General features: G+C 62.9%; 24 protein-coding genes and 1 pseudogene. 15 read left to right on the plus strand and 10 right to left on the minus strand.

Annotation, left to right across the window (positions count from 1 at the left end; all coding sequences use genetic code 11):
* Nucleotides 1–36: 36 nt before the first annotated feature.
* The 3 genes from AB7F49_RS06075 to AB7F49_RS06085 form a co-directional block, all read right to left on the minus strand.
* On the minus strand, nucleotides 37–654 hold the full coding sequence (locus AB7F49_RS06075; protein ID WP_428520927.1) for a hypothetical protein: 618 nt from the start codon (nucleotides 652–654) through the stop codon (nucleotides 37–39).
* Between the two features lie 10 nt (nucleotides 655–664).
* Nucleotides 665–1,492: an outer membrane protein gene (locus AB7F49_RS06080; protein ID WP_428520928.1), complete on the minus strand. Its 828-nt coding sequence runs from the start codon at nucleotides 1,490–1,492 to the stop codon at nucleotides 665–667.
* A 367-nt stretch (nucleotides 1,493–1,859) separates the two neighbouring features.
* The gene (locus AB7F49_RS06085; protein ID WP_428520929.1) at nucleotides 1,860–3,059 is read right to left on the minus strand and encodes an alpha-hydroxy acid oxidase; all 1,200 of its coding nucleotides are present in this window, start codon (nucleotides 3,057–3,059) and stop codon (nucleotides 1,860–1,862) included.
* 109 nt (nucleotides 3,060–3,168) lie between these two features.
* On the opposite strand from AB7F49_RS06085, the gene AB7F49_RS06090 reads away from it, so the two are divergent.
* Both AB7F49_RS06090 and glmM read left to right on the plus strand, forming a co-directional pair.
* Nucleotides 3,169–3,354: a hypothetical protein gene (locus tag AB7F49_RS06090; RefSeq protein ID WP_428520930.1), complete on the plus strand. Its 186-nt coding sequence runs from the start codon at nucleotides 3,169–3,171 to the stop codon at nucleotides 3,352–3,354.
* A 142-nt stretch (nucleotides 3,355–3,496) separates the two neighbouring features.
* Nucleotides 3,497–4,840 carry a phosphoglucosamine mutase gene (gene glmM, locus AB7F49_RS06095; protein WP_428520931.1) on the plus strand — a complete coding sequence of 448 codons (1,344 nt, stop codon included), beginning with the start codon at nucleotides 3,497–3,499 and terminating at the stop codon, nucleotides 4,838–4,840.
* A gap of 15 nt (nucleotides 4,841–4,855) precedes the next feature.
* Here the strand turns inward: glmM and AB7F49_RS06100 are convergent, their stop codons facing one another.
* Nucleotides 4,856–5,257 carry an energy transducer TonB family protein gene (locus tag AB7F49_RS06100; protein WP_428520932.1) on the minus strand — a complete coding sequence of 134 codons (402 nt, stop codon included), beginning with the start codon at nucleotides 5,255–5,257 and terminating at the stop codon, nucleotides 4,856–4,858.
* Nucleotides 5,258–5,475: 218 nt separating this feature from the next.
* Between AB7F49_RS06100 and AB7F49_RS06105 the strand changes: the two genes are divergently transcribed.
* The 3 genes from AB7F49_RS06105 (at nucleotide 5,476) to AB7F49_RS06115 (ending at nucleotide 7,412) form a co-directional block, all read left to right on the plus strand.
* Entirely contained in the window at nucleotides 5,476–5,709 is a 234-nt protein-coding gene (locus tag AB7F49_RS06105) for a (2Fe-2S)-binding protein (RefSeq protein ID WP_428520933.1), read from the plus strand.
* A gap of 115 nt (nucleotides 5,710–5,824) precedes the next feature.
* On the plus strand, nucleotides 5,825–6,307 hold the full coding sequence (gene bfr, locus AB7F49_RS06110) for a bacterioferritin (protein ID WP_428520934.1): 483 nt from the start codon (nucleotides 5,825–5,827) through the stop codon (nucleotides 6,305–6,307).
* Between the two features lie 247 nt (nucleotides 6,308–6,554).
* Nucleotides 6,555–7,412 (plus strand): outer membrane protein, encoded by an 858-nt coding sequence (locus AB7F49_RS06115; RefSeq protein ID WP_428520935.1) that lies wholly within the window; start codon nucleotides 6,555–6,557, stop codon nucleotides 7,410–7,412.
* Between the two features lie 92 nt (nucleotides 7,413–7,504).
* Here the strand turns inward: AB7F49_RS06115 and AB7F49_RS06120 are convergent, their stop codons facing one another.
* Nucleotides 7,505–8,527: an acyltransferase family protein gene (locus AB7F49_RS06120; RefSeq protein WP_428520936.1), complete on the minus strand. Its 1,023-nt coding sequence runs from the start codon at nucleotides 8,525–8,527 to the stop codon at nucleotides 7,505–7,507.
* Between the two features lie 202 nt (nucleotides 8,528–8,729).
* On the opposite strand from AB7F49_RS06120, the gene AB7F49_RS06125 reads away from it, so the two are divergent.
* Nucleotides 8,730–9,437: an outer membrane protein gene (locus tag AB7F49_RS06125; RefSeq protein ID WP_428520937.1), complete on the plus strand. Its 708-nt coding sequence runs from the start codon at nucleotides 8,730–8,732 to the stop codon at nucleotides 9,435–9,437.
* A 415-nt stretch (nucleotides 9,438–9,852) separates the two neighbouring features.
* Here AB7F49_RS06125 and AB7F49_RS06130 read toward each other — a convergent pair whose 3' ends face one another.
* On the minus strand, nucleotides 9,853–10,245 hold the full coding sequence (locus AB7F49_RS06130) for a hypothetical protein (RefSeq protein WP_428520938.1): 393 nt from the start codon (nucleotides 10,243–10,245) through the stop codon (nucleotides 9,853–9,855).
* A 134-nt stretch (nucleotides 10,246–10,379) separates the two neighbouring features.
* On the opposite strand from AB7F49_RS06130, the gene AB7F49_RS06135 reads away from it, so the two are divergent.
* From AB7F49_RS06135 to AB7F49_RS06155, 5 genes and pseudogenes are all read left to right on the plus strand, one after another.
* The gene (locus tag AB7F49_RS06135) at nucleotides 10,380–11,552 is read left to right on the plus strand and encodes a phosphoserine transaminase (RefSeq protein WP_428520939.1); all 1,173 of its coding nucleotides are present in this window, start codon (nucleotides 10,380–10,382) and stop codon (nucleotides 11,550–11,552) included.
* 60 nt (nucleotides 11,553–11,612) lie between these two features.
* Nucleotides 11,613–12,176 carry a hypothetical protein gene (locus AB7F49_RS06140; RefSeq protein ID WP_428520940.1) on the plus strand — a complete coding sequence of 188 codons (564 nt, stop codon included), beginning with the start codon at nucleotides 11,613–11,615 and terminating at the stop codon, nucleotides 12,174–12,176.
* Nucleotides 12,177–12,209: 33 nt separating this feature from the next.
* Nucleotides 12,210–13,802 carry a phosphoglycerate dehydrogenase gene (gene serA, locus AB7F49_RS06145; protein ID WP_428520941.1) on the plus strand — a complete coding sequence of 531 codons (1,593 nt, stop codon included), beginning with the start codon at nucleotides 12,210–12,212 and terminating at the stop codon, nucleotides 13,800–13,802.
* Between the two features lie 220 nt (nucleotides 13,803–14,022).
* Nucleotides 14,023–14,580, plus strand: a pseudogene (locus tag AB7F49_RS06150) (ABC transporter substrate-binding protein); the annotation flags it as partial.
* A gap of 98 nt (nucleotides 14,581–14,678) precedes the next feature.
* The gene (locus tag AB7F49_RS06155; RefSeq protein ID WP_428520942.1) at nucleotides 14,679–14,885 is read left to right on the plus strand and encodes an ABC transporter substrate binding protein; all 207 of its coding nucleotides are present in this window, start codon (nucleotides 14,679–14,681) and stop codon (nucleotides 14,883–14,885) included.
* 78 nt (nucleotides 14,886–14,963) lie between these two features.
* On the opposite strand, the gene AB7F49_RS06160 is transcribed toward AB7F49_RS06155, so the two are convergent.
* Entirely contained in the window at nucleotides 14,964–15,770 is an 807-nt protein-coding gene (locus AB7F49_RS06160; RefSeq protein WP_428520943.1) for a siderophore-interacting protein, read from the minus strand.
* 45 nt (nucleotides 15,771–15,815) lie between these two features.
* A complete protein-coding gene (locus AB7F49_RS06165; protein ID WP_428520944.1) occupies nucleotides 15,816–16,742 on the minus strand; it encodes a DMT family transporter in 927 nt (308 codons plus the stop codon).
* A 280-nt stretch (nucleotides 16,743–17,022) separates the two neighbouring features.
* Here AB7F49_RS06165 and AB7F49_RS06170 point away from each other — a divergent pair, with 280 nt between their 5' ends.
* Together AB7F49_RS06170 and AB7F49_RS06175 are read left to right on the plus strand one after the other, a co-directional pair.
* Nucleotides 17,023–18,309, plus strand: a complete 1,287-nt coding sequence (locus AB7F49_RS06170; protein ID WP_428520945.1) for an adenylosuccinate synthase — start codon at nucleotides 17,023–17,025, stop codon at nucleotides 18,307–18,309.
* A 50-nt stretch (nucleotides 18,310–18,359) separates the two neighbouring features.
* Nucleotides 18,360–19,781 carry a hypothetical protein gene (locus AB7F49_RS06175; protein ID WP_428520946.1) on the plus strand — a complete coding sequence of 474 codons (1,422 nt, stop codon included), beginning with the start codon at nucleotides 18,360–18,362 and terminating at the stop codon, nucleotides 19,779–19,781.
* A gap of 101 nt (nucleotides 19,782–19,882) precedes the next feature.
* Here the strand turns inward: AB7F49_RS06175 and AB7F49_RS06180 are convergent, their stop codons facing one another.
* Entirely contained in the window at nucleotides 19,883–20,140 is a 258-nt protein-coding gene (locus tag AB7F49_RS06180; RefSeq protein WP_428520947.1) for a DUF6894 family protein, read from the minus strand.
* 114 nt (nucleotides 20,141–20,254) lie between these two features.
* Between AB7F49_RS06180 and AB7F49_RS06185 the strand changes: the two genes are divergently transcribed.
* A complete protein-coding gene (locus tag AB7F49_RS06185; RefSeq protein WP_428520948.1) occupies nucleotides 20,255–21,511 on the plus strand; it encodes a hypothetical protein in 1,257 nt (418 codons plus the stop codon).
* A 101-nt stretch (nucleotides 21,512–21,612) separates the two neighbouring features.
* On the opposite strand, the gene AB7F49_RS06190 is transcribed toward AB7F49_RS06185, so the two are convergent.
* A complete protein-coding gene (locus tag AB7F49_RS06190; protein ID WP_428520949.1) occupies nucleotides 21,613–22,080 on the minus strand; it encodes a hypothetical protein in 468 nt (155 codons plus the stop codon).
* 613 nt (nucleotides 22,081–22,693) lie between these two features.
* Here AB7F49_RS06190 and AB7F49_RS06195 point away from each other — a divergent pair.
* Nucleotides 22,694–24,112 (plus strand): GmrSD restriction endonuclease domain-containing protein, encoded by a 1,419-nt coding sequence (locus AB7F49_RS06195; RefSeq protein WP_428520950.1) that lies wholly within the window; start codon nucleotides 22,694–22,696, stop codon nucleotides 24,110–24,112.
* Nucleotides 24,113–24,137: the final 25 nt, after the last annotated feature.

Raw genomic sequence — 24,137 nt, forward strand, 5'->3', positions numbered from 1 at the left:
AGCGGGATGCGTCGGCCGCAGGGCCCGGCCGATCGCTCAGACAAACCGGGTGGTGACGCCGCTGTCCGATCCGCTCACCTTTCGGAATGTGAAGCTGGCGCCCAGCGGCGTGACCTTGCGCTCGATCGATATCTGATCCTGCGCACCGAAGTCGCCGAGGTCGATGTCCCGGTCCGGCAGCACGACGATGCGGCGTTCGTCGACGATGACCAGCACATAATAGACGTCCCCGGTGGTCTGCCCGGCCGCCCGGGCGGCCCACGCCTTGATCTGATCGAAATAGGGACTGCGACGCCAGCTATCCGGACGATCCGGATCGACATTGATGACGAGGCATTGTGCTCCGTTGGAAAAGCCCACCGGCTGCAGCACGAGCCCGCAATGGTCCGGCTTCCACTCCGGGCCAAGGTTCTCGACCAGCAGCCAGTTGCAGAAAAACGCCCTGCAAAGGTGCGGCCGATGCTCGCGATTGCCGCAACCGACGTCCGCGATGCAGTGGATGCAATTGCGCGACCGCGGCTTGTTGAGCTCCTCGACGGCGATCAGCCGGCAGCACAAGGTGCATGTTCCGCACTGCCGCCCGGGGACGACGAGCGACTCCAGATCGGCATAGAGATAGCTGTCTTCGGACGAGGGTGCGGTCTGTTCCACCATCCGCGTGTCGTTACGGCGTCCAGAATCGATAATTCAACCCGACCTTGACCACCTGGAAATCGGAACTGTCGGTTCCGGTGGCGGTGACGACCGCGCGCTGTCCCTTTCCGGGGGCGCCGACCATCTGAATTCTCGTGGTCGCGATGCCGCCCTCGGTGTCGTCCAGCGACACATACTGGTATTCGGCTTTCACGCTCCAGTTCCGGTCAAGCAGATATTCGAGACCGCCGCCGACGGTCCAGCCCCACTTGGTGTCGGAGGCGTCGTTGGCAAAATTCCAGCGGCCGACCGGGCCTGGGCCGGTCAGCACGCCAATGAAGTTGCTCTCGATGTGACCATAGGCGAGCCCGCCGGTGACATAGAGCAAGGCGCGTTCCCAGGAAATGACGCCGAGCCGCGCGCGGATCGTGCCGAACCAGTCGACACCCTCGGCTGCATTCACGGTGAAGGTGGCGGGACCCTGGGTCAGCGAGGCCACCCAATTCTCGGCGCGGGCCGCCGAAATGTCCGCCTCGAATCCGAGCAGCCAGTTTCCGAACTGATAATTGTATCCGATCTGCGCGCCACCGAGCGGGAACCCGCTGGACTGATCGATTCCCTGGGACACCCGGAAGGGCGGCGCTCCGCCCGCGAGACGGGTCAGGTAAACCGCCGAGTCGGCATCGTCGCGCCAGCCCACTCCGGCATGCAGTCCCCAATAGAAGCCGCTCCAGACCCATTGCGGCTGAACCGGAATAACCGCCTTGACGGGAAAGTCCGCTGCATAAGCGGTGCCCGCAGCACCGGTCAGTGCGAGCACCGAGGCGCTCGCCATCAATTTCAGTCGCAAGCTGGCCATTGAAAGTCCCCCCGACCGCTCAATCGTTGTGCAAACTCACCATCAACAGGCGGAGGCGGTAAATAGGAACTCTTCCAGTCTGATGTGGAAAGCGAGAAGCGATGCAAATTCGCAACGCCGTCATGTAAATTTTGATATGCACTCGATGCGTGCAGAAAAACAGCCATTTGAAGGAAAAGTGAACTACGTATTTCTACGGGGATACCTCCTTTGCGTGTACCGAGCCGGTCCCAATCCGGCAAAGGCGCGACGTTGTACCGCGGCTTTTGCCTGCATGAACGGCAGTGGCATCGGACCGTTCCGCCCGGCTTCGAGCCGGCCGCAGCGCGTCTCAGCGAAGCGAAGTGGCCGCCTTCGCTGAGGCGAATTACCGGGCGGTCGCGGTCCGCGCCTCGGCCAGCTCCAGCACGCGGGTCTCTTCGGGGATGGTCTCGGTCGCGAGTGTGCTTCGGTTGATGTCGGCGATCCTGGTGACGCCGGTGAGCGCCATGGTGATGTCGAGCTCCTTGCGGATGATCTCGATCGCCATCTTCACGCCGTCCTTTCCGAGCGCGCCGAGCCCGTAGATATAGGCGCGGCCGATCAGGCAGCTTCTTGCTCCCAGCGCGAGCGCGCGGAACAGATCCTGCCCCGAACGGATGCCGCCGTCGAACATCACCTCGATGTCGGAGCCGACCGCGTCCGCGATCTTCGGCAGCATCGCGATCGAGGACGGCGCGCCGTCGAGCTGACGGCCGCCATGGTTCGACACCACGATCGCGTCGGCCCCGCTTTTCGTCGCAAGCTTCGCGTCCTCGACGTCGAGAATGCCCTTCACGATGAGCTTGCCCGGCCACAGCGAGCGGATCCAGGCCACGTCCTCCCAGTTCAGCGTCGGGTCGAACTGGCTGTTGGTCCAGTGCGCGAGCGAGTTGACGCCGTCCATGCCTTTCACGTGACCGGCGAGATTGCCGAAGGTCTTGCTCTTGGCGTTGATGATGCTCTTCACCCAGCGCGGCTTCGACATGATGTCGAGCACGTTGGCGAGCTTGATCTGGGGCGGCACCGTCATGCCGTTCTTGATGTCGCGATGGCGCTGGCCGAGCACCTGAAGGTCGACGGTCAGCACCAGCGCGGAGCAGTTCGCCGCCTTGGCGCGCGCGATCAGGTCGGCGATGAAGCCGCGGTCACGGATCACATAGACCTGGAACCAGAACGGCCGCCCGGTCGCTTCCGCCACCTGCTCCATCGAGCAGATCGCCATGGTGGACATGCAGAATGGAATTCCCGCCTCGTTTGCGGCTTCCGCCGCGAGAATCTCGCCATTGCCGTGCTGCATCCCGCACAGCCCGATCGGCGCCAGCGCGATCGGCAGCGAGGCCTTCTGCCCGACGATGGTGGTGGACAGATCGCGCTTGTCGACATTGACCAGCACGCGCTGGCGCAGCTTGACGCGTTCCATGTCGGCGCGGTTGGCACGGAAGGTCTCCTCGGCATAGGAGCCGGAATCGACATACTGGAAGAAGGCGCGCGGCACGCGCTTTTCGGCAAGCTGGCGCAGGTCTTCGATGCAGGTAATTGGCGTCATCGGCGGTTCCGTCCCATATATTGTGACGTAGCATAGCCTGCGGGCGCGGAAAAAGCGCGGGAACGCGGGAAGCATTTTTGCCCTTTGTCGTGCAGGAAAGGACACCGCCATGAGCGCAGGCAAGAAGCACGGCGAAACCCAAGCCAAATCTCAAGCCGAAACCGAAGCCGAAAAACAGCACAAGGAGCGTCTGGACAAGGCGCTGGAGGAAGGGCTGGAAGAGACGTTTCCGGGTTCCGACCCGGTCAACGTCACCCAGCCGCCGCACTCTCCGCAGGACAAGGACGAAATTTGAGATTCCCGTGCCTTGGCAGGGCGTTAACGCTAACGGCCGGGCTCACGGCATCTGCAATCTTTACTCACAACTTTTGAAGTCCTTTTCGGTAGGATAACCTTATGAGACCGGCCTGATAGCGATAACGGGGACGGGGGGTCGCGTGGCACGTCGATTTTTCGGCACGGACGGCATTCGCGGGCGCGCCAATGGCGTGATCACGCCAGAACTCGCGCTCAAGGTCGGGCAGGCCGCGGGCCTGGTGTTCCAGCGCGGCGAATATCGCCACCGGGTTGTGGTCGGCAAGGATACGCGTCTGTCCGGCTATATGATCGAGACGGCGCTGGTTGCGGGCTTTACATCGGTCGGCATGGACGTGCTGCTGTTCGGCCCGATGCCGACGCCGGCGGTCGCCATGCTGACGCGTTCGATGCGCGCCGATCTCGGGCTGATGATTTCCGCTTCGCACAATCCTTACGACGACAACGGCATCAAGCTGTTCGGGCCGGATGGCTACAAGCTGTCCGACGCGGTCGAGGCCGAGATCGAAGCCGTGATGGAGGAAAATGTCACGCGCCGGCTGGCGAAATCCGCCGATCTCGGCCGCGCCAAGCGCATCGACGGCGTGCAGGACCGCTATATCGAATTCGCCAAGCGCACGCTGCCGCGCGATCTTTCGCTCGACGGCCTGCGCGTGGTGGTGGATTGCGCCAATGGCGCCGCCTATCGGGTTGCACCCGAGGCGCTGTGGGAGCTTGGCGCCGAGGTTGTCGCGATCGGCATTGATCCGGACGGGTTCAACATCAACAAGGATTGCGGCTCGACCGATACCGCGGCGCTCTCTGCGAAGGTGCGCGAAGTGCGCGCCGATGTCGGGGTCGCTCTCGATGGCGATGCCGACCGCGTGGTGATCGTCGACGAAAAGGGCCATCTGGTCGACGGCGATCAGCTGATGGCGGTGATCGCGGGAAGCTGGAAGGACGATGGCCGATTGTCCAAGGCCGGCGTGGTCGCGACCATCATGTCCAATCTGGGGCTCGAGCGTCATCTCAAGGGGCTCGGCATTTCGCTCGCCCGCACCCCGGTCGGCGACCGCTACGTGCTGGAGCATATGCGCGAGCACGGCTTCAATCTCGGTGGCGAGCAGTCCGGTCACATTATCCTGTCGGACTATGCGACCACCGGCGATGGCCTGGTCGCGGCATTGCAGGTGCTTGCGGTGGTCAAGCGGCAGGGCCGGCCGGTCTCCGAGGTCTGCCACGTGTTCGATCCGCTGCCTCAGATTCTGAAGAATGTGCGCTACAAGCAGGGCGCGCCGCTGGAAGATGCGCAGGTCAAGCTCGCGATCGACGGCGCCACCGCTCGGCTGAACGGCAACGGGCGGCTGGTGATCCGCCCGTCCGGCACCGAACCGGTGATCCGCGTGATGGGCGAAGGCGACGATCAGTATCTGGTCGAAGAGGTGGTCGACGAGATCGTCGAGGCGCTGACGCAAGCCGCTGCGTGACGTCGAACGGGTCTTCTAGTTCAGCTGGAATTTCAGCGGCAGCAGAAAATCCGCGGTCACGCCGGCCGGGGGTGGGGAAAATCGCGTCGCTTCGATTGTGCTGACGATGATCTTGTCCAGCTCCGGATCGCCCGAGGAACGCGCAATCTTCAACGACCGCACCTGCCCGCTCTTGCCGACAGTGAACGATACCTCCGCCGTCGCATTGCGGCGGTGCCGCTCGTATTTCTTGTCGATCATCCCCGGCTGCACGCGCATCAATTCGAGATAGACCTCGCGCGCATAACGCTCTTCCGGCGTGGCAAAGGCGGGAAAGAAACGGTCTCCCGGATCGGTGAGCGGCCGTTGCTGGGCACTGGCGCCGGCAAGAAGACAGACTGAAACGGCCAAAACCGCGGACCAAAGCCTTGCGTTCACGCTTCTGCGTCTCCCTTGCCTCTCCGATCGGGCAGCCAGGCCCGGTCGGCTGAATCCAGGCCAGCATAGCCGGGCGGCAATCGTGGAGGCGGGTCAATCAGCCTGATCCAGTTTAGATTACCTGTAAAATCTGCATTTTCGCTTTGCGGCAGCGCAAGGCGCCCTGCTACGAACTGGTTGCAAGTTGAACTATCGGACCCGTCGGCCACCTGAGCGTCATGATTGTCTGTTCCTGCAACGTCCTGACCGATACGGCGATCCGGACCGCCTGCCATTCGGAGCGGCCGCGGACCACCGGCGAGGTCTATGGCTGCCTCGGCTGCAGCCCGCGATGCGGCCGCTGCGCGCGCACCATCAAGACGATTCTGGATCAGGCGCTGGGCGGCAACTGCGCCGCGGGCTGTCCGGTCTGCCCGATGGCCGGGCACCCAGTTCCTGCCGAAACCGCCTGAGTTCCCTCAAATCTTCGATGTGAGTTCCGCGGCGTCTCCCACCACTGCCCTTGCACGCGCACACCATACAATTTAGAATTGCTCCAAACTAATACGGCGTCAGGAGCATGCGGTCATGAAGGGCGATCCCAAGGTCATCGAATATCTGAACAAGGGCCTGCGCAGCGAATTGACCGCAATCAATCAATACTGGCTGCATTACCGAATCCTCGACAATTGGGGCTTCCGCGACCTCGCCAAGAAATGGCGGGCGGAATCGATCGAGGAAATGCATCACGCGGACAAGTTCGCCGAGCGCATCCTGTTCCTCGATGGCTTCCCGAACATGCAGGTGCTGGATCCGCTGCGCATCGGCCAGACCGTGAAGGAAGTGTTGGACTGCGATCTCGCCGCCGAACACGAGGCGCGCAGCCTCTACCAGGAGGCCGCGACCTATTGCCACTCGGTGAAGGATTATGTCTCGCGGGACCTGTTCGAAGAGCTGATGAAGGATGAGGAACACCACATCGACTTCCTCGAGACCCAGCTCGATCTGATCAAGAAGGTCGGCCTCGAACTCTATTCGCAGAAGCATATCGGCAAGCTCGACGACGACTGATTCCGCGAACTGCGCGAGCCCCGGGCGAATCAGCGGCAAAGACCTGCATGCGGTGCGCGGACGGCCATTTCGTAACGCTTTGTTCGGAAAGGTTGACGTCCGGTAAAGATTTTAGGAACGGGAGTGGTACAAAGCGGGGTTCCCGCCCGCCAAAGGTTAATAATCGCGGTTAAAAATCAAGGTTAAGCGCCGCTTAAGCAATTGCTGCGAGGGTCGCCTCACTCCATTCGCCGAGTGAGGACGGATCATGAAAAGTATCAAAACGAGTTTGATCGCCGGCATCGCAGCCGTGACGGTCGCAGCCCCCGCGGTCGCTGCCGATTTGCCGCCGCCGATGATCTACAAGGCGCCCGTTGTTGTGGACACCGGTGGCTGGTATCTGCGCGGCGACATCGGCTTCTCCAACCAGAAGGTCGAAGAGCTGACCAGCCCGGCCTATACCCCGGCCGTGACGGTGCTCAAGAAGGAAGTCGATTCCGCGGCGTTCGGCGGTATCGGTTTCGGCTATCAGTTCAACAACTGGTTCCGCGTCGACGTGACCGGCGAATATCGCGGCGGTGCCGCGTTCCGCGGCCTCGACAGCTACGGCGCCGGTTCCAACGATTACTGGGGCACCAAGAGCGAGTGGCTGTTCCTCGGCAACGCCTATCTCGATCTCGGAACGTGGTGGTGCGTGACCCCGTTCATCGGCGCCGGTATCGGCTATTCGCGCAACACCATCAGCAACTGGCGCGACATCAACAATCAGACCGGCGCGACCGCCTATGCGGACACCAACTCGCAATGGGAATTCGCCTGGGCCCTGCATGCCGGCCTGGCCTACAAGGTCACCAACAACTTCACCGCGGAATTCGCCTATCGCTATGTGAATCTCGGCGATTTCGCCACCACCGACATGATCGGCTTCAACGGCGCCAATGCCGCCTACAATCCGATCTATCTGAACGGCGTCACCTCGCACGACTTCAAGCTCGCGCTGCGCTGGAGCCTTTCGCCCAGCGAGCCGTTTGCGGTCGCAGCTCCGGCCTATGCACCGCCGCCGCCGGCCTACAATCCGCCGCCGCCGGTCTATTCGCCGCCGCCGCCCCTGATGCGCAAGGGCTGAAGCAGAGGCTGACTCAAGACACCGGCGAAATGGAAAAACGAAAGAGGCGGGGTTCGGCCCCGCCTCTTTTTCGTTTGCCGCCGATCCGGCGGCTATTCGGCAGGCTGCAGCACCGGCGCCTTTGGCGCGGTCAGCCGGAAGCATGCCGGTCGATGAAACAGGAAATCGAGGATCGTGCCGCGCGTGAGCGCATACACGATGAGCGGCGACACCACGGCGGCAAGCGTCACCAGTGCCGCCACGTTGCCCGGATCGGTGATGACACCGCTTTTCACCAGCACGAGCCGCGTGATCACCATCGGCAGGAAGAAGGCGAGATAGATCACGAGCGAATCGCGTCCGCAGCGGCGGATGCCGCCGAACACTCCGATGCGCGAGAGCAGGACCGAAACGGCGATCACCGCGGCGGCGCCCGCGAAGCCGAGCGCGAGCGAGACGACAGGAAGTCTCGCGACATCGGCCGTCACGCAGGCCGCGGTCACGCCCGCCCATGCCGCAAGCCCGGCCGCGGCAACGCCCGGGCGCGCGCGAATCCACTCGGCATTCGCGACGATCCATCCGCCGGCAAGATAGCCCGCATAGAAGAACACGAAACGGCCGGCGAATTCGTCGATCAGCATCCAGCCGGTGTCGATCGGCGCGGTCTCCAGCGCGGCGGCGGCGAACAGCACGAGCATCGGCGGCAGGCGGCGCGTGATCCGCGCGGCCAGGAAGAAGACCGGCAGCAGATAGATGAACCAGAGCGTGCCGAAGGGGTCGATGAACGCGAGGAGATAAAGGCGCAGCGCCTCGAGCGCACCGTCATGGGCGATGTAGACCGGCCCGCGGAACATGAACTGGATGGTGAGCCACAGCACATAGAAATAGGCGAAGTGCACGACCTTGCCGTCGAGGAAGCTCCGCCAGTCCTTGTCGATTCCGCGTGCGGCGAACAGCCCCGCGATCAGAAAGAATGCGGGGATACGGAACGGCTTCGCGAACTCGACGACGCCGTGCAGCCAGCCGGTAGCGCCAAGCGCTTCCTCGCTGGACAGCGTCGAATGCATCATCACGACCAGAATGATCGAGATGCCCTTTGCGTAGTCGACCCAGTCGATCCGCGCGGAGGAAGTCATTGGCTGCTCCGAGAGGAAAATTCCGCCGGCCGAAAGGTAACCGCTATCGCGCCTCGGAGCAGCCGGTTCCGCAAGATAGAGTCAATGTCGGTTTATTAACGCTGCCACGCCGCCGGTTATGGTTAGCGATGCATTAACCAAGGGCAATTATGGTTTCCGAAACGTTGAAGCCCGGTGGGTGAATCGCGAAGGAAGAGTGCCCATGCGTCGGTCGATGTCTCTTGTACTCATCTGCGGCGGGCTGACGGCGGTCGCATGCGAGGCGCGAACGGCGAACGCCGCCGACATGCCGCCCTATCCGCAATACGAGCCTGCCGCCGTGGTGCAGGAATTCGGTTCCGGCTGGTATCTGCGCGGCGATATCGGCTACCGCACCGACACGAAGATCGGCGACATGACCTCGACCTTCCCGCTGCCGACCGATGTCGATATCCGCGAGATCGCAACCATCGGCGTGGGCGGCGGCTACAAGTCCGGATGGTTCCGTTCCGACGTCACGCTCGACTATGCCGGCAAGGCGAAATTCGCGGGCGATGGCCCGACGCTGGATGCCTATACCGGCAAGATCGAGTCGTTCACGACGCTGCTGAACTTCTATCTGGACCTCGGCACCTGGAACGGATTCACGCCCTATATCGGCGCCGGTGCCGGCGCCATCACTTTCCGCACCTACGATTTCGAAGCGCCGGCCGGACCGCTGACGCTCGACTATCAGAGCAACACACAGTTTGCCTGGGCCTACATGGCTGGCTTCGCCTGGTGCTTCGCTCCGCGCTGGCTGGTGGATTTCAGCTATCGGCGTCTCAACATGGGCGAGGTGACGTTCAACCCGCTGCTTGCCAACGAGCTGACGCTGAAAGATCTCACGGCGAACGAATTCCGCATCGGTCTGCGCTACAATTTCGACTGATCGCCAGCCTCGCGACGGTGCGGGGTCGACGGACGCTTCAGGGCCGGACGCGTGTCGCACTGGTGACGGCAGGAGGTGCGATGAGGTCGCGTCCGTGATCGCTGCCGTGTCGGCGTGTGGATGACGGTATCGGCAAGCGCCGCCGTCAGCTCGCTCTTTCCATTTCGGCAGCCGTTCGCCTGCAGTCTTCTGCTTGCATGCGGCGCGCTTCATCGTAGTCACATCCGTCGATTTCCGTGACATTTCGCGGCGACATTTCGTCGCTAATCGGAAAAGCCTTGTGATCTGTCATCCACTCAAACTGGAGCAGGTGATCGAATTGGCTAAAGGTTTTTCGGGGCGACGAACTTGAGAAGGAGTACCCGAATGACGCCGACGAATAGAAACATTCTAATCGGTGCCGCCGTGGTAATCGTCATACTCGTGATCGGCTACATGTACCTTGGCGGTTCGAGTCCGACGAAACCGACGCCGCCAGCAACGCCGGCACCAACGACTTCAGCCCCGACCAAGCCGGCACCAGCGACGCCGCCACCGCCGGCAGCAACCGCGCCAGCACCCACTGCGCCAGCACCCACCACGTCAGCACCAACGACACCGGCGCCAACGACTTCGGCACCCGCGACCCCGGCACCGACAACACCGGCACCGACCACCACACCGGCTGCTCCGCCGGCCGCTGCGCCCGCGCCAGAGCAAAAGCCGCAGTGAACAATGGCCCGCCCGACACGACCAGGGCGGGCTGCTTCCTTCCGACCGGCCCATTTGCAGTCCGTGCCCGCAACGAAAATCGGATCGCATGAGCCACGCGAAATCCGCAAGAGCCGCAAGGTCCGAAAGTCGTGAACTGAGGCTTCTTGCGGTTTTCGCGGCATTCCTATACATGCCGCGGCGGGCCACCCCTCCCCAACGAGGGGCGTGCTATCTGGAAGGATAGACTGAATGACCATGACGACGCCCGGATTGCGGCCGGCAAACCCGCATTTTTCCTCCGGCCCCTGCGCCAAGCGCCCCGGCTGGAGCCTGCAAGCCCTCAAAGACGCACTGGTCGGCCGCTCGCACCGCTCGAAAGAGGGCAAGGTGAAGCTGAAGCGCGCCATCGACCTGACGCGTGAAATCCTTGAAGTCCCGGCCGACTACAGGATCGGCATCGTGCCGGCCTCCGACACCGGTGCGGTCGAGATGGCGCTGTGGTCGCTGCTCGGAGCGCGTCCGGTCACCGTGCTGGCCTGGGAATCGTTCGGCGAAGGCTGGGTCACCGACATCGAAAAGCAGCTCAAGCTGAAGGATGTCACCACGCTGAAAGCGCCTTACGGTGAGTTGCCGGACCTGTCGAAGGTCGACAGCGACACCGACATCGTCTTCACCTGGAATGGCACGACATCCGGTGTGCGCGTTCCGGATGCGGACTGGATCAAGGCCGACCGCAAGGGACTGACGATCTGCGACGCGACGTCCGCGGCGTTCGCGCAGCCACTCGATTTTGCAAAGCTCGATGTCGTGACCTTCTCCTGGCAGAAGGCGCTCGGCGGCGAGGCTGCTCACGGCATTCTGATTCTGTCGCCGCGCGCTGTTGAGAGGCTCGAGACCTACAAGCCCGGCTGGCCGCTGCCGAAAATCTTCCGCATGACCAAGGGCGGGAAGCTGAACGAGGGCATCTTCGTCGGCGAGACCATCAACACGCCGTCGATGCTGTGCGTGGAGGATTATCTCGATACGCTCGCCTGGGCGAAATCGGTCGGCGGGCTCAAGGGTCTGATCGCGCGCGCGGACGCCAATGCGAAGGCGATCCACGACTGGATTGCAAAGACGGCCTGGATCGACAATCTCGCGAGCGATCCGAAAACGCGCTCCAACACCTCGGTCTGCCTGAAGATCGTCGATCCGGCGGTCACGGCATTGTCCGTCGATGCACAATGGGCGTTCGTCAAGGACCTCGTCGCGGCGTGCGAAAAGGAAGGCGTCGCCTACGACTTTGCCAATCACCGCGATGCGCTTCCCGGATTGCGAATCTGGTGCGGCGCGACCGTCGAGACCGGCGATGTCGAGAAGCTGCTGCCGTGGCTCGACTGGGCCTATGCGAAGGCCAGGGACGCGCGGCCGAAAGCGGCCTGACCATCGTTTCTCTCCGCGCAAGGCGGAAGAGAAACGAGCCCAGTTCAACCAGAGACCGCCATGAGCGACGAGACGAATGTCATCGCGCAGGTCGATACGCCGCTTGGGCGTGCGCAATTGCATCTGCCCATCCATGCGCAGGTCTCGGCTTCCGCGACGGTGTCGGAGGCGCATCCCGAACTGCCCGCCGGCATGCGGGTCGACCGCACCGTGCGGATCGACGTACAGATCAAGGCGCTGGCCGACATCGCACCGATGATGTTCGCGTTCCTGCTCGATTGTCCGCAGGATCAGGGCTCGCCTGAAAGCAGCGAAGGACTCGAATCCGTGCGCTTCAACGCGCTCGGCACCCAAGTCAGCCTGGCTGCCCGCGATGCGCACTGGATGCTGGATCATGGCATCGAGCGCAAGCTGGTGCCGGCGCATCTTCGCGCCGATCCGTTCGCGGCGGACTTCGCGAGTTGGCTGATGCATTACCGGCCGCAGGGTTTCCTTGTCGAGATCGAGAAGCTGTACCGCGGCGACACCGTGATCTGCCCGCTGGCGATTTCCTACGCGAGCGCGCAGCCCGATTCCCACAACGACGAATCGACCTGGTTCGCCGTCGAATACGCTCTTCCCTGATCCTTCACGCGCCCGACGCAAGAGACCAAGCCCATGACCGCCCATCCCCGCGTTCTCATCTCCGATGCCCTGTCGCCTGCCGCCGTCCAGATTTTCAAGGACCGGGGCGTCATCGTCGATTTTCAGCCCGATCTCGGCAAGGACAAGGACAAGCTCGCCGCCATCATCGGAGATTATGACGGGCTCGCGATCCGCTCCGCGACCAAGGTCACGCCGAAAATCCTGCAGAACGCCAAAAACCTGAAGGTGATCGGCCGCGCCGGCATCGGTGTCGACAATGTCGACATCCCGGCGGCGACCGGAAAAGGCATCATCGTGATGAATACGCCGTTCGGCAATTCGATCACCACCGCCGAGCATGCGATCACCCTGATGCTGGCGCTTGCGCGTCAAATTCCGGCGGCCGACCTGTCGACACAGGCCGGCAAGTGGGAAAAGAACCGCTTCATGGGCGTCGAGATCACCGGCAAGACGCTCGGCATCATCGGCGCCGGCAATATCGGCTCGATCGTCGCCGACCGCGCTTTAGGTCTTCGCATGCGGGTGATCGCCTATGACCCGTTCCTGTCGCCGGAGCGGGCGATGGATATCGGCGTGGAGAAGGTGGAGCTCGATGAACTGTTCCGGCGCGCCGATTTCATCACGCTGCATACGCCTCTGACCGACAAGACCAGGAACATCGTTGATGCCAGGGCGATGGCGGCGATGAAGAAGGGTGTGCGCATCGTCAATTGTGCGCGCGGCGGGCTTGTCGACGAGACGGCTTTGCGCGCGGCGCTCGATTCCGGGCAGGTGGCGGGCGCGGCCTTCGACGTGTTCTCGACCGAACCGGCGAACGAGAATCCGCTGTTTGGCCATCCGAACGTGATCTGCACGCCGCATCTCGGCGCCTCCACCTCGGAAGCGCAGGAGAATGTCGCGCTGCAGGTCGCCGACCAGATGTCGGACTATCTCTTGCGCGGCGCGATCTCGAACGCGGTGAATTTCCCCTCCATCACTGCGGAAGAGGCGCCGCGTCTGAAGTCGTTCATCACTCTTGCCGAGAAGCTCGGTTCGTTCGCGGGCCAGCTCACCGAGACCGGGATCGAGAAGGTCACCATCACCTATGAAGGCGCGGTGGCGCAGATGAAGGTCAAGGCGCTGACCTCCGCCGCGCTGGCCGGGCTCCTTCGTCCGATGCTGCAGGACGTCAATGTGGTGTCGGCGCCGGTGGTCGCCAAGGAACGCGGCATCGTGATCGAGGAGATCACGCGTGAGGGCGAATGCGATTACGAGAGCCTGATCACGGTGACGGTCACGACGCAGCGGCAGACCCGCTCGGTGTCCGGCACCGTGTTCGCCGATGGCCGCCCGCGGATCGTCAACATCAAGGGCATCCGGATGGACGCGGAATTCGGTCCCTCGATGATCTACATCACCAATCTCGACAAGCCGGGCTTTATCGGCACGTTCTCCGGCACGCTCGGCGAGGCCGGAATAAACATCGCGACCTTCCATGTCGGCCGCGACGCGCCGGGCGGCAACGCGGTGGCGCTGATCGAGATCGACGGCGAGTTGCCCGAGGCGGTGCTGGAGAAGGTGCGCGCGCTGCCGCAAGTCCAGCAGGCCAAGCCGCTGCGGTTCTGACGGACTGTATCACGGTTCGCAACTTCGAAATTGTTCGGTCGCCAGAGGTGCATCGCGGCAGTGTTCGTCGTAAGCTGATGCGAATGTCAGCTTTGGCCTATGGCTCACCGGAATGGTCATGAGACGACGGGACGTCCTGGTGTTCCTGAGCGGCGCGGCCATCACCGTGCCTGTGCGCACCGCAGCGCAGTCGGTGAGAGTGCCGCGTGTCGGCGTGTTGATGCTGGGCAACCCCGATCTCGCCTCGTTTTTGCGAGAGGTCAGGAACGGGCTGCGAGAGTTGGGTTATGTCGAGGGCGAGACGATAGTTCTCGAATTGCGCGATGCCAAGGGGTCGACCGAAGCGCTGAAGTCGCTTGCCCATGAGCTGGTCGCGTCGAACGTCGATGCTATCGTCGGATTTCAGACTCCCTCGGTAATTGCAGCCAAGGAAGCCACCGCGATTATCCCGATCGTTATGTGTCCGGCCGCCGACCCGATACGTTCCGGTCTGGTGGCAAGTCTGGCGCGTCCGGGAGGAAACATAACGGGAATGTCGACGGCCACGACCGAGGTCGCGGGCAAGTGTCTCGAATTCGTGCGCGAGGCGCTCCCGGTCGTGCGAGGTGTCGGAATCATTGGCAATGCGCTCGACCCGTTTCACAAGCCATTTCTCGAATACGTAAATTCCGCGGGACGATCTCTTGGTTTCGAGGTCAGCGTCGTTCTCGCGCAAGGCGCCGACGGTCTGGTCTCAGCCTTTGCAGATTTGAAAAAAGAACATGTCGGAGCGGTGATGGTGCAACCCAGCCTGCCGCGCGCTCTTGCGGCTGAGACTGCGCTTGGGCATCGGCTGCCGCTGTTCGCGCCAACGCGGAATTCCCCTATGCGGGAGGGTTGCTATCTTATTCCGCGGACATCGCGTCGGTCTACCGTCAATCTGCGATTTTCCTCGACAAGATATTCAAGGGCCGAAAGCCTGCCGAACTGCCGGTCGAGATGCCGACCAAATTCATTCTGGTCATCAACCTGAAGACTGCGAAAGCGCTCGGGATCACGCTGCCACCGGCGCTTCTGTCTCGCGCCGACGATCTGATCGAATGATCTCGCGGCAGGACTTGCACGGCCTCCCGCGCGTCCCTTTGCTCAGCCGAGTCGTTTCGTAACCGAGTGTTGGAATCGCTAATCGTTATACGTGTCGTGAACGGCAGCCGCGCCGCGCCGCCAATAGCCGGCAGCGCGCAACCATTTCGGGTTGGCGCCCCTTTCCACGAGCTGTGTGCGCAACGCCTTGGCGGTCAGGCTTTCGCACGCGACCCATGCGTAATAGTCGCCCCTCGGCAATTCGAGCGCGCGAAGGGCTTCAGCCAGACGATGAGGTGAGCCAATCTCCGCGCCGTTGCGATGAACCCAGGTGATCGAAGCATCCGCCGCATGCTCGAACGGAATTTCGTCCGCGGCGGTGTCGACTTCGGCCAGCACAACGGCGCGGGCATTTCGCGGCAGCTCGGCGAGACGTCGCCCGATCGCCGGCAGGGCGGTGTCGTCTCCGATCAGCAGGTGCCAGTCGAACCCGGTCGGTATCACCAGCGAGCCGCGCGGACCGCCGATATTCAGGACATCGCCGGGCCGGGCCTGCTCGGCCCATTGCGTCGCAGGGCCGGCCTCGTGGAGCGCAAAGTCGATCTCGAGGATATTCGCGGCGGCATCGTAACGGCGCGGGGTGTAATCGCGGCTCACCGGCTTCGGCTCCCCGTTGACGTCGCGTTCGTCCGACGCAACCTCGGGGAAGAACAGCTTGATGTGGTCGTCGAAGCCGAGGCTGACAAATCCCGCAAGTTCGTCTCCGCCAAGCGTCACGCGAGTCATATGCGGAGTCAGTTTCCTGACATCCTGCACCACGAGGCGCCGGCGTCTGGTGTCGTGGCGAACCCGGTAAGGCGTACGATGATCGCTATGCTTGGGTTCGGCCGTCGCGGTCTGTGACATTTAGAATCGCTCCGAAGAATTTGCGCTGAGGACCTGAAGCTCTAGCTAAGGTGTTCTGACCTTTCCTGCCAGCCAGGTCGCCAGCAGCACGCCGCCGACGATTAGCACGGTTCCAACGAAGTGGAACCATTGCGGCACTTCGCCCAGCAACAGCAGCGCCTCTATCGATCCGAACACGACGATCAGCGGATAGAGCGCCGCAACCGGGTTCGGACCCAGCAACTGCACGGCGCGATTGAAACAGAGATAGGCGATGAGGGAGGGAAAGATCGCCATATAGAGCACGATGACGGTCTCATGCGCGCCGAATGTCGGGACGCCCAGGCGCCACAATTCCCAGGCGCAGAGCGGCAGGATGAGCACCGTTCCCGCGATCGCGGTGACGGCGAGGAAGGAGATCGGGTGCATCGCCGGGCGTTTGCGCAGCAGCGGCGAATAGGTCGCGAAGATCAGCACGGCGAGAAGGAACCAGAGATCGCCGCGGTTGAATGAAATCGAATGCAGCACGTCGGGGTCGCCGCGCGTCAGGATGACGATGACGCCGATGAAGGACACGATGATCCCGATGACCTGCCATCGGTTCAGCCGGTCGCCGACCAGGAAATAGGACATGAGCCCGACCACCAGCGGCATGGTGCATTGAATGAGCAGCCCATTGATCGCGAGCGTGTATTGCAGGCCCCAGTAGGACGGGATCGCGTAGCCCGTCGTGCCGGTCAGCCCGAGCAGGCAGAGGATCGGCAGGTGGGTGCGGATCGCGTGCCAGTCGCGCTTCAGATGCGGCCAGACGAATGGCAGAAGGATCAGCGCGCCGATGCCCCAGCGCAGCGCGCTCAACGTGACCGGCGGAATCGCGCCGGCGACATGACGTCCGAGCACGATATTGAGCGACCACATCAGATAGGTGAGGCACGCCAGCAGGAAGGCTTGCTGATAGAGCCAGCCGCCGAACCGGCCGATTAGACTGGCCATTGCATGCCCCCGGGGAGCGTAGGGAATGAGCATCCGCCGGACGGCGGCGCTGACCTGACTACACAAGCATCGCTGGTGCCGGAAGGCCCGCCTGCTGCATGCGGGCCGCGCGTTAACCAGCCAACCTTCCCAAAATTTCATCTTTTTCAACCGCTTATCGCCCCATTTCCGACCGTCCGGCGGGGCCTTCATCTTGCCTCAGCGCCCTGCTTGCCGTATCGGGAACGGGCCCTCGCCGGGCACACGCTTGATCAGGGGCCCGCGGGAGGAAACTGGACGGATGGCGAATGTAGTTGTCGTCGGAGCGCAATGGGGCGACGAAGGCAAAGGCAAGATCGTCGACTGGCTGTCCGAACAGGCCGATATCGTGGTCCGCTTCCAGGGCGGGCACAACGCCGGGCACACGCTGGTCATCGACGGCAAGACCTACAAGCTCTCGCTCCTGCCTTCCGGTGTCGTGCGGCCGAACAAGTTGTCGGTGATCGGAAACGGCGTGGTGGTCGACCCGCATGCGCTGACGGCCGAGATCGACCGGCTGGAGGAGCAGGGCGTCGCTGTCACGCCGGACAATCTGCGCATCGCCGAGAATGCCACGCTGATCCTGTCGCTGCATCGCGAACTGGAAGCAATCCGCGAAGCGGGTGCTGCGCGCATCGGCACCACCAAACGCGGCATCGGTCCGGCCTATGAGGACAAGGTCGGCCGGCGCGCCATCCGCATGATGGACCTTGCCGATCTGCCGGCGTTGCGTGGCAAGATCGAGCGGCTGCTCGCGCACCACAACGCGCTGCGCCGCGGCAACGGGCTGCCCGAAGTTTCGTCCGACACCGTCTACGATGAACTTGCCGCCGTCGCGCCGCGGGTGCTGCCTTATCTGGACTCGGTCTGGTCGATGCTCGATGCGAAGCGCCGCGAAGGCCGCCGCATCCTGTTCGAGGGCGCCCAGGGGGCGCTGCTCGACATCGACCACGGCACCTATCCGTTCGTGACCTCGTCCAATACGGTCGCCGCCCAGGCAGCGACCGGTTCGGGGCTCGGTCCCGGCGCGATCGGGTATGTGCTCGGCATCTGCAAGGCCTATACGACGAGGGTAGGCGAGGGGCCGTTCCCGACCGAGCAGGACAACGAGACCGGACGTCTGATCGGCGAGCGCGGACGCGAATTCGGAACCGTGACCGGCCGGCCGCGGCGCTGCGGGTGGTTCGATTCGGTGCTGGTGCGCCAGACCGTCCGCACCAGCGGGATTGACGGGATCGCATTGACAAAGCTCGATATTCTCGATGGGTTCGAGGAAATCAAGGTGTGTGTCGGCTACCGGCTGGACGGGCGCCCGATCGATTATCTGCCTGCCAGCGAGCGCGCCCAGGCCCTGGTCGAGCCGGTCTACGAAACCATCGAAGGCTGGCAGGATGCCACCGCCGGTGCCCGGTCATGGGCGGACTTGCCGGCTCAGGCGATCAAGTATGTACGGTGGATCGAGGAACTGATTGGATGTCCGGTCGCCCTTTTGTCCACCTCACCCGAGCGCGAGGATACAATTCTTGTGCAGAATCCGTTCGAGGCATGACACGATGGCGAATCGGGACTGCTTTGTGATCCGAGGTCGATCGGGGACGCATGGCTGATTATTACCCTTTGATCCAGCGTGCCATTGCCGGTCTCGACAAGAACACCGGCGAGGCTCGCCGCGCCCTCTATGAGCGGGCGCGGACGGCTCTGGTCGCCCAGTTGCGAGGCGTGAATCCGCCGCTGCAGGAAGCGGAAATCACGCGCGAGCGCCTGGCCCTGGAGGAGGCGATCCGCAAGGTCGAAGCGGATTCCGCGCGACGCACCCGGGTCGAGCAACCGGCACCGACCGCCTCCTCACCTGTCGGTTCCGCGCCACGTTTCCCGGGAGCGGCCGGTCCCGGGCAGAACCGGCCTCCGCCGCCACGACCGCCGGCCGCTGCTCCGGCGGGAAGGCCGGGTGCCGCAGCACCCCCGCCCAAGGCTGCCGTGCCGCCAAAATTTGCGCCGCCCGGCACGCCGCGGCAAGGGCGCGATCCCGGGCGCGATCCGTTTGCGAAAATCCCGGGAGCGCATGATTTCGACCGCCTGATGGAGCCACGGCTCGCGCAGGAGGACTTCAGCCGCGAGATGCGTCCCCCCGGACGCGACGAATCCTCGATCGAGATGGATCCGTTCCGCGAGGCGCCGCCGCCGCGCGGCCGCCCGCCGCGCGACATGCGCGATCCGGAGGAGGAATTCGACGAGGAAGAGGAGGACCGGCCCCGCCGTCCGATCGGCGCCATCGTCAAGGCGCTGGTCGCCGTGGTGCTGGTTCTGGGAATCGGTTGGCTTGCCTGGTCCCAGCGCGGGCTGGTGACCGATCTGATGCAATCCTTCCGCGGCTCTTCGACTCCCGAGGTGGCCGGCGAAAGCAAGCCCGGCCAGCCGACCGCCGGACGGCCCAAGATTTCCGACCGGCTGGGCTCCCAGGACACGCAATCCGGACCCGCGGTCGCGCAGCGCGTTGTCCTGTATGAGGAAGAGCCGAACGATCCGCAGGGCAAGCGCTATGTCGGTTCGGCGATCTGGCGCACCGAGACCGTCTCCCCGGGGCCGGGGCGTCCACCCGAACTGGTCGTGCGCGCCGATGTCGAAGTGCCGGAGCGGCGCATGACCATGTCGTTCTCGATCCGGCGCAACACCGACCAGACCCTGCCCGCGAGCCACACCATGGAGGTGATGTTCAACCTGCCGCCGGATTTCCCGGCTGGCGGCATCTCCAACGTGCCGGGCGTGCTGATGAAGCAGGCCGAGCAGACTCGCGGAACGCCGCTCGCAGGATTGGCGGTGAAGGTGACCAACAATTTCTTTCTGATCGGCCTGTCGGCGGTGGAGTCCGACCAGGCCCGCAATATTCAGCTGCTGAAGGAGCGGGCCTGGTTCGATATTCCGATTGTCTACAACAACAACCGCCGCGCCATCCTGGCGATCGAAAAGGGCACTCCCGGCGAGCGCGCTTTTGCCGAAGCGTTCGCGGCGTGGAAGCAGTAGGGTTTTTGATCTATGTTTCGCCCGCATGAGCGAAGCGACATGCGGGATGACCGGTCGCGGATTTCGCTCTCGTCCGGCCTAGCCCATCTACAGGCTGCGTCTCAGTGCAGCCGCAGCGACCCTTGTCCCGGCTCGATCAGTGCCTCGGTGAAGGGAAATTCCAGCACGACCTCGCCCTCCTCGTCGGTCACTTCGATCGCCGCGCGCATCAGCCGCGGCTCCGCATCCTCGTCATGCAGGATGTCGCGGATCATGGCGCGGGCCATGGTCCAGGCGTGATCGGGATCGCGCAATTCGGCGCCATCGGGATCGCGGATGAGTTCCCCGTCGATGCGGGTATTGAAATAGTACCGGGGCATGACGAACGTCTCGCACGCAGCTGTGACAGGATCGCGGCGGAGCCTGTCAAAATCTTACTCGGATTTGCGCTTTATGCCATTGCCGCTAGGCTTGGTTAAGGCGGGAACAGCCCCATGATCGGTCGGATCGCCCTGGCGGCAATACTGGTCGGCGCCACCAGCCTCGCGGCAGGCGCCCGCGAACCCGTTGGCCGCGAACCCGTTGCCCGCAAGGCCGACCTGCAATCGAAGCTCGCACGGCAGCCGCTGACCTTCTTCCTGGGGCGCGGGCCGGAAGATTCCTGCGGCCCGGGGTGCCGGGAATGGATTGCAGCCGACGGCCAGTTTGATGAAGGTTCGGCCGCGCGGTTCCGCGTTTTCCTCGCCAGGACCCGGGCCGGCAAGCTGCCGGTTTTCTTCAATTCGAATGGCGGATTGCAGGAGGAGGCGATTGCGATCGGGCGGATCATGCGCGAGCGGGGCATGCGCGCGGGAATCGCGCTGACCCGGCCGGATATCTGCGTGCGCCGTCCGAACGATCGCGCGGTGTGCGAGACCGCCAAGAAATCCGGCAAACCTCTTGCCGCCGAATGGACCAGCTTCGACGCGAACTGCAACTCGGCCTGCGGAATTGCCCTGATCGGCGCAGTCGAGCGCTGGATTCCGCCGGGCAGCGCCATCGGCATCCACTCGCCGGCCTATTACTGCTTCCTGAGAAGCGGGCGCATCGTTGGGCAAAAGGGCGACGGCTCGCTGGCCGCCCAGTGCCGCAAGTTCACCGCGCAAGGCGCGGAGCAGCTGGCGCGCTATGCGCGCGAGATGGGCATCGGCCAGGGATATGTCGAGGCGATGAAGAAGGTGCCGCACAACGAGATCCGCTACCTGACGCGCGAAGAGCTCATCCGTTTTGGCATCGACCAGAGCGATATCGCGGAGACCCCCTGGATGGGCAAGCCGGGATCGGCGCAGGTCACGTTGAAGGTGCTGCTGGAGGCCACCGGCGCCGATGGCGGCAAGCGCATGGGCTGGCTCGAACTGCAATGCGATGCCGGTGGCGCTTCGTCGATCGTGTTCGTGCGTCCGGCGATCGACGGTGACAAAGGCGCCGGAACCGAAGTGGAACTGACCGCCGGCGAGCGAAAGTTCGTATTCTCACCGAAGGATATGTCGACGCACAAGAATCCGACCGAGCCGGCGGCACCCTATCTGCGCCGCCGGGTCGCGGTGCCGACCCCCGAGATTGCGGCGCTCGCCGCCCAGCCCGTGATGGATTTGCGCATCACGCTGAACGCCGGTGCGCCCGAGGCGAGGACGCAGGTGACGCGCATTTCCAATGCGGGACTGGAGCAGCGCTGGAACGCGGTGGAGAAGAGCTGCGGGGCGAAGGAGTAGGGCGCCGAATATCTCCACGTCGTCCCCGCGAAAGCGGAGACCCATAGCCACCACTCTGGAATATGGGTCCCCGCGTTCGCGGGGACGACCGGGAACAGACATCAAAGCCTCCTGATGCGCGGCTGCGGTGAGGGCGCCTCCTGCTCTGGCGGCTGCGCGGCGCGTGATGCCTTTGGCGCATCGTATTTTCGCCACAGCGCATCGCGCTCCGCGAGCTTCTCCTGTGCGATCTCCGATGCACGTTGCAGATCGGCGCCCCGTGCGCGCGCCAGCGAGGCCTCGCGCACCAGAAACCGGTCATCGGGATGCACATTCCGCCATTTGTCGGAGAAGCAATCCGGCAGTCCGGCGCAGGCATGCATGCGACGGCAGCGCCGGTTGGCGCACATGCGCCAGAATTTGAACGTGTTGCTGAGCGCGCGATTGTCATGGTCGGCTTCGCGATCGAGTCGCGCCTGAGCGGCGATCTGGGCGGGTGTTCGCGTTTCGGAAGGGTCGCTGCGCTTGCGTTTGCCGCGGCGCGGGCCGCGCTGTCTCTCCTTGCGGATTCCTGGCCTGATTGCGGGCATGGACCATCCTTCTCGCGGGGTGTTGAAACCTCCGAGCTATGGGTGAGGGGGACGGCGCGCCGACAGACGCGGGCCGTTCCGAATTGCTGCGTCCCGTCGCAGACAAGTTTACGCAGCCTGCGCAAACGATCTGCCGGGCGCAGCCGCCTCTCGGCGCACCGCCCGCGGCGATTTTAGTGCGCGGCTCCAGCCTGACCGCACGAATCCCGGGCCGCGTTTGCGTGCCTGCGCCAACTTCGCACAGGCCGTTCAGCGAGCTCCTCGCGCACGGGTCGTGTTGCCCGTAGAGCGGGGTCCCGAAATCCCCCGGGAGCACGGCCGACGAAGCCATGCCCGCGGGCGCCGCACCTGCTCCATCAACTGGCGTCACCGGTTGACGCCCCTCGTTGAGCAGGCGATAGGAATATAAGCATAGGAATTGGCGCTTGTCAACTTTAGGTTTTATGCGAAAAATTTGGCTCAGTGGATCGGAGTGGACAATATGGAAGGCGCCCGCCTCGAAATAAAGAATTTAAAGGTCAAGGACGTCGTCGAGGATTACCGTAGCGGCAGGCTGGTTGTACCCGAATTTCAACGGGAGTATGTTTGGAAACCTAGCTGAGCACCGAAACTGGTGGATTCCATCTACCGCCGCTACCCGATCTCGGTATTGTTGCTTTGGACAAGCGATGCTGAGGCGAGAGCCCGCCGTCGAGAGCCGCGCCCCGTACGATCCGGTACGATCTCTTGGTTAATCGATGGGCAGCAGCGGGTCATTACTCTGTCAAGAATCTTGAGCGGTGATGAAGGCATTGATGTCGTTTTCAATCCGGTCGACGACGAATTTAGGCTTTCGAACGCCGCGACCGCGAAAGATAATAACTGGGTTCGAGTAAGTGAAATTCTCGACGAAGATTCATATCGTCAAATTAGACGGGCGTTGCCTGAAACTTCCAGAGGGGAGAGGCTTGAGAAGCAATTTGACCGGGTTAGGTCGATCTTGGACTACGAAATTCCTGCAGTCAGAATGTTGAACTACGAGTTCGAAGAGGCCGTTGATGCATTCACAAGAATAAATACGCTTGGGGTGAAGTTAAAGACGGAGGACATTGAGAGCGCTCGCGTAGCTGCGAAGCACACCGGATTTATTGCAGATGAAGTCGCTCCATTTGTCGGCGAGTTGCGTCGGGAGGGATTTTCGCGCCTCAACGTAATGCACCTTTTCCGCGCGTGCGCGTTCATTGCTTTGCCTGATGGTCGAAGTAGGACGCCTTTAAATGAGCTTACCCGATCAGAAGTTGGGGCTGCGTGGACACAAACCAAACGTGCGACGAAGGAGGCGATTGCTTTAGTCAGAAATCAGTTCGGTCTTGTGAATATGGATATTCTCTGGAGCGGAGCGCTTTTGGTTCCTGTCATCGCACTTTGTGCCACAAAATCAGCGAGACAACTCGATCCCAAAGGAATTGCCGGTTGGCTGGCGATGGCAGCATTGTTGCATCGCTACAGCAAATCCAGCGAATCCGCGCTCGATCAAGATCTAAAAGCTTGCCGGGCGGACGATCCGATCGGGAAGCTGCTAACCAATGTTCGGCGAGACTTTGAGTTCTTCGGAGCGACTGCCACTGATTTTGCTGGTCGTTTGAACGACAAGGGCGCGATGTTCGCGTCCTATGTTGCTTGCAGAGAGATGGGGTTGCGCGACTTGTTTTCGGGCGAGTCGATCCTTCTGCAGGCGAACGTGGATCGCCATCACCTTTTGCCCCGAGCGCAATTTCCAGAGAAGTCTAGAGCGGGCGCGGATACGATCGCAAATATCGCTTTCGTAACCGGCGCCGCAAATCGTTCGCTCGGGGCCCCGTCGCCGGACGTTTATCTGGCAGAGGTGGGGGAGCAGGTTCGTCAAAGCCAATGTATTCCCAACGATCCAACGTTGTGGCGCATCGACAGAGCCGAAGAGTTTTGGGAAGCGCGGCGCGAATTGTTGGCTGATGGCTTCAACGCAGCATTACGAAAGCTACTCCCCGGGCGCCGAATCAAGAATGCGGGTTAGTTTCTCGGGCTTTCGAAGCCCGCTT

Source organism: Pseudorhodoplanes sp., from assembly GCF_050250235.1.
Classification (GTDB): domain Bacteria; phylum Pseudomonadota; class Alphaproteobacteria; order Rhizobiales; family Xanthobacteraceae; genus Pseudorhodoplanes.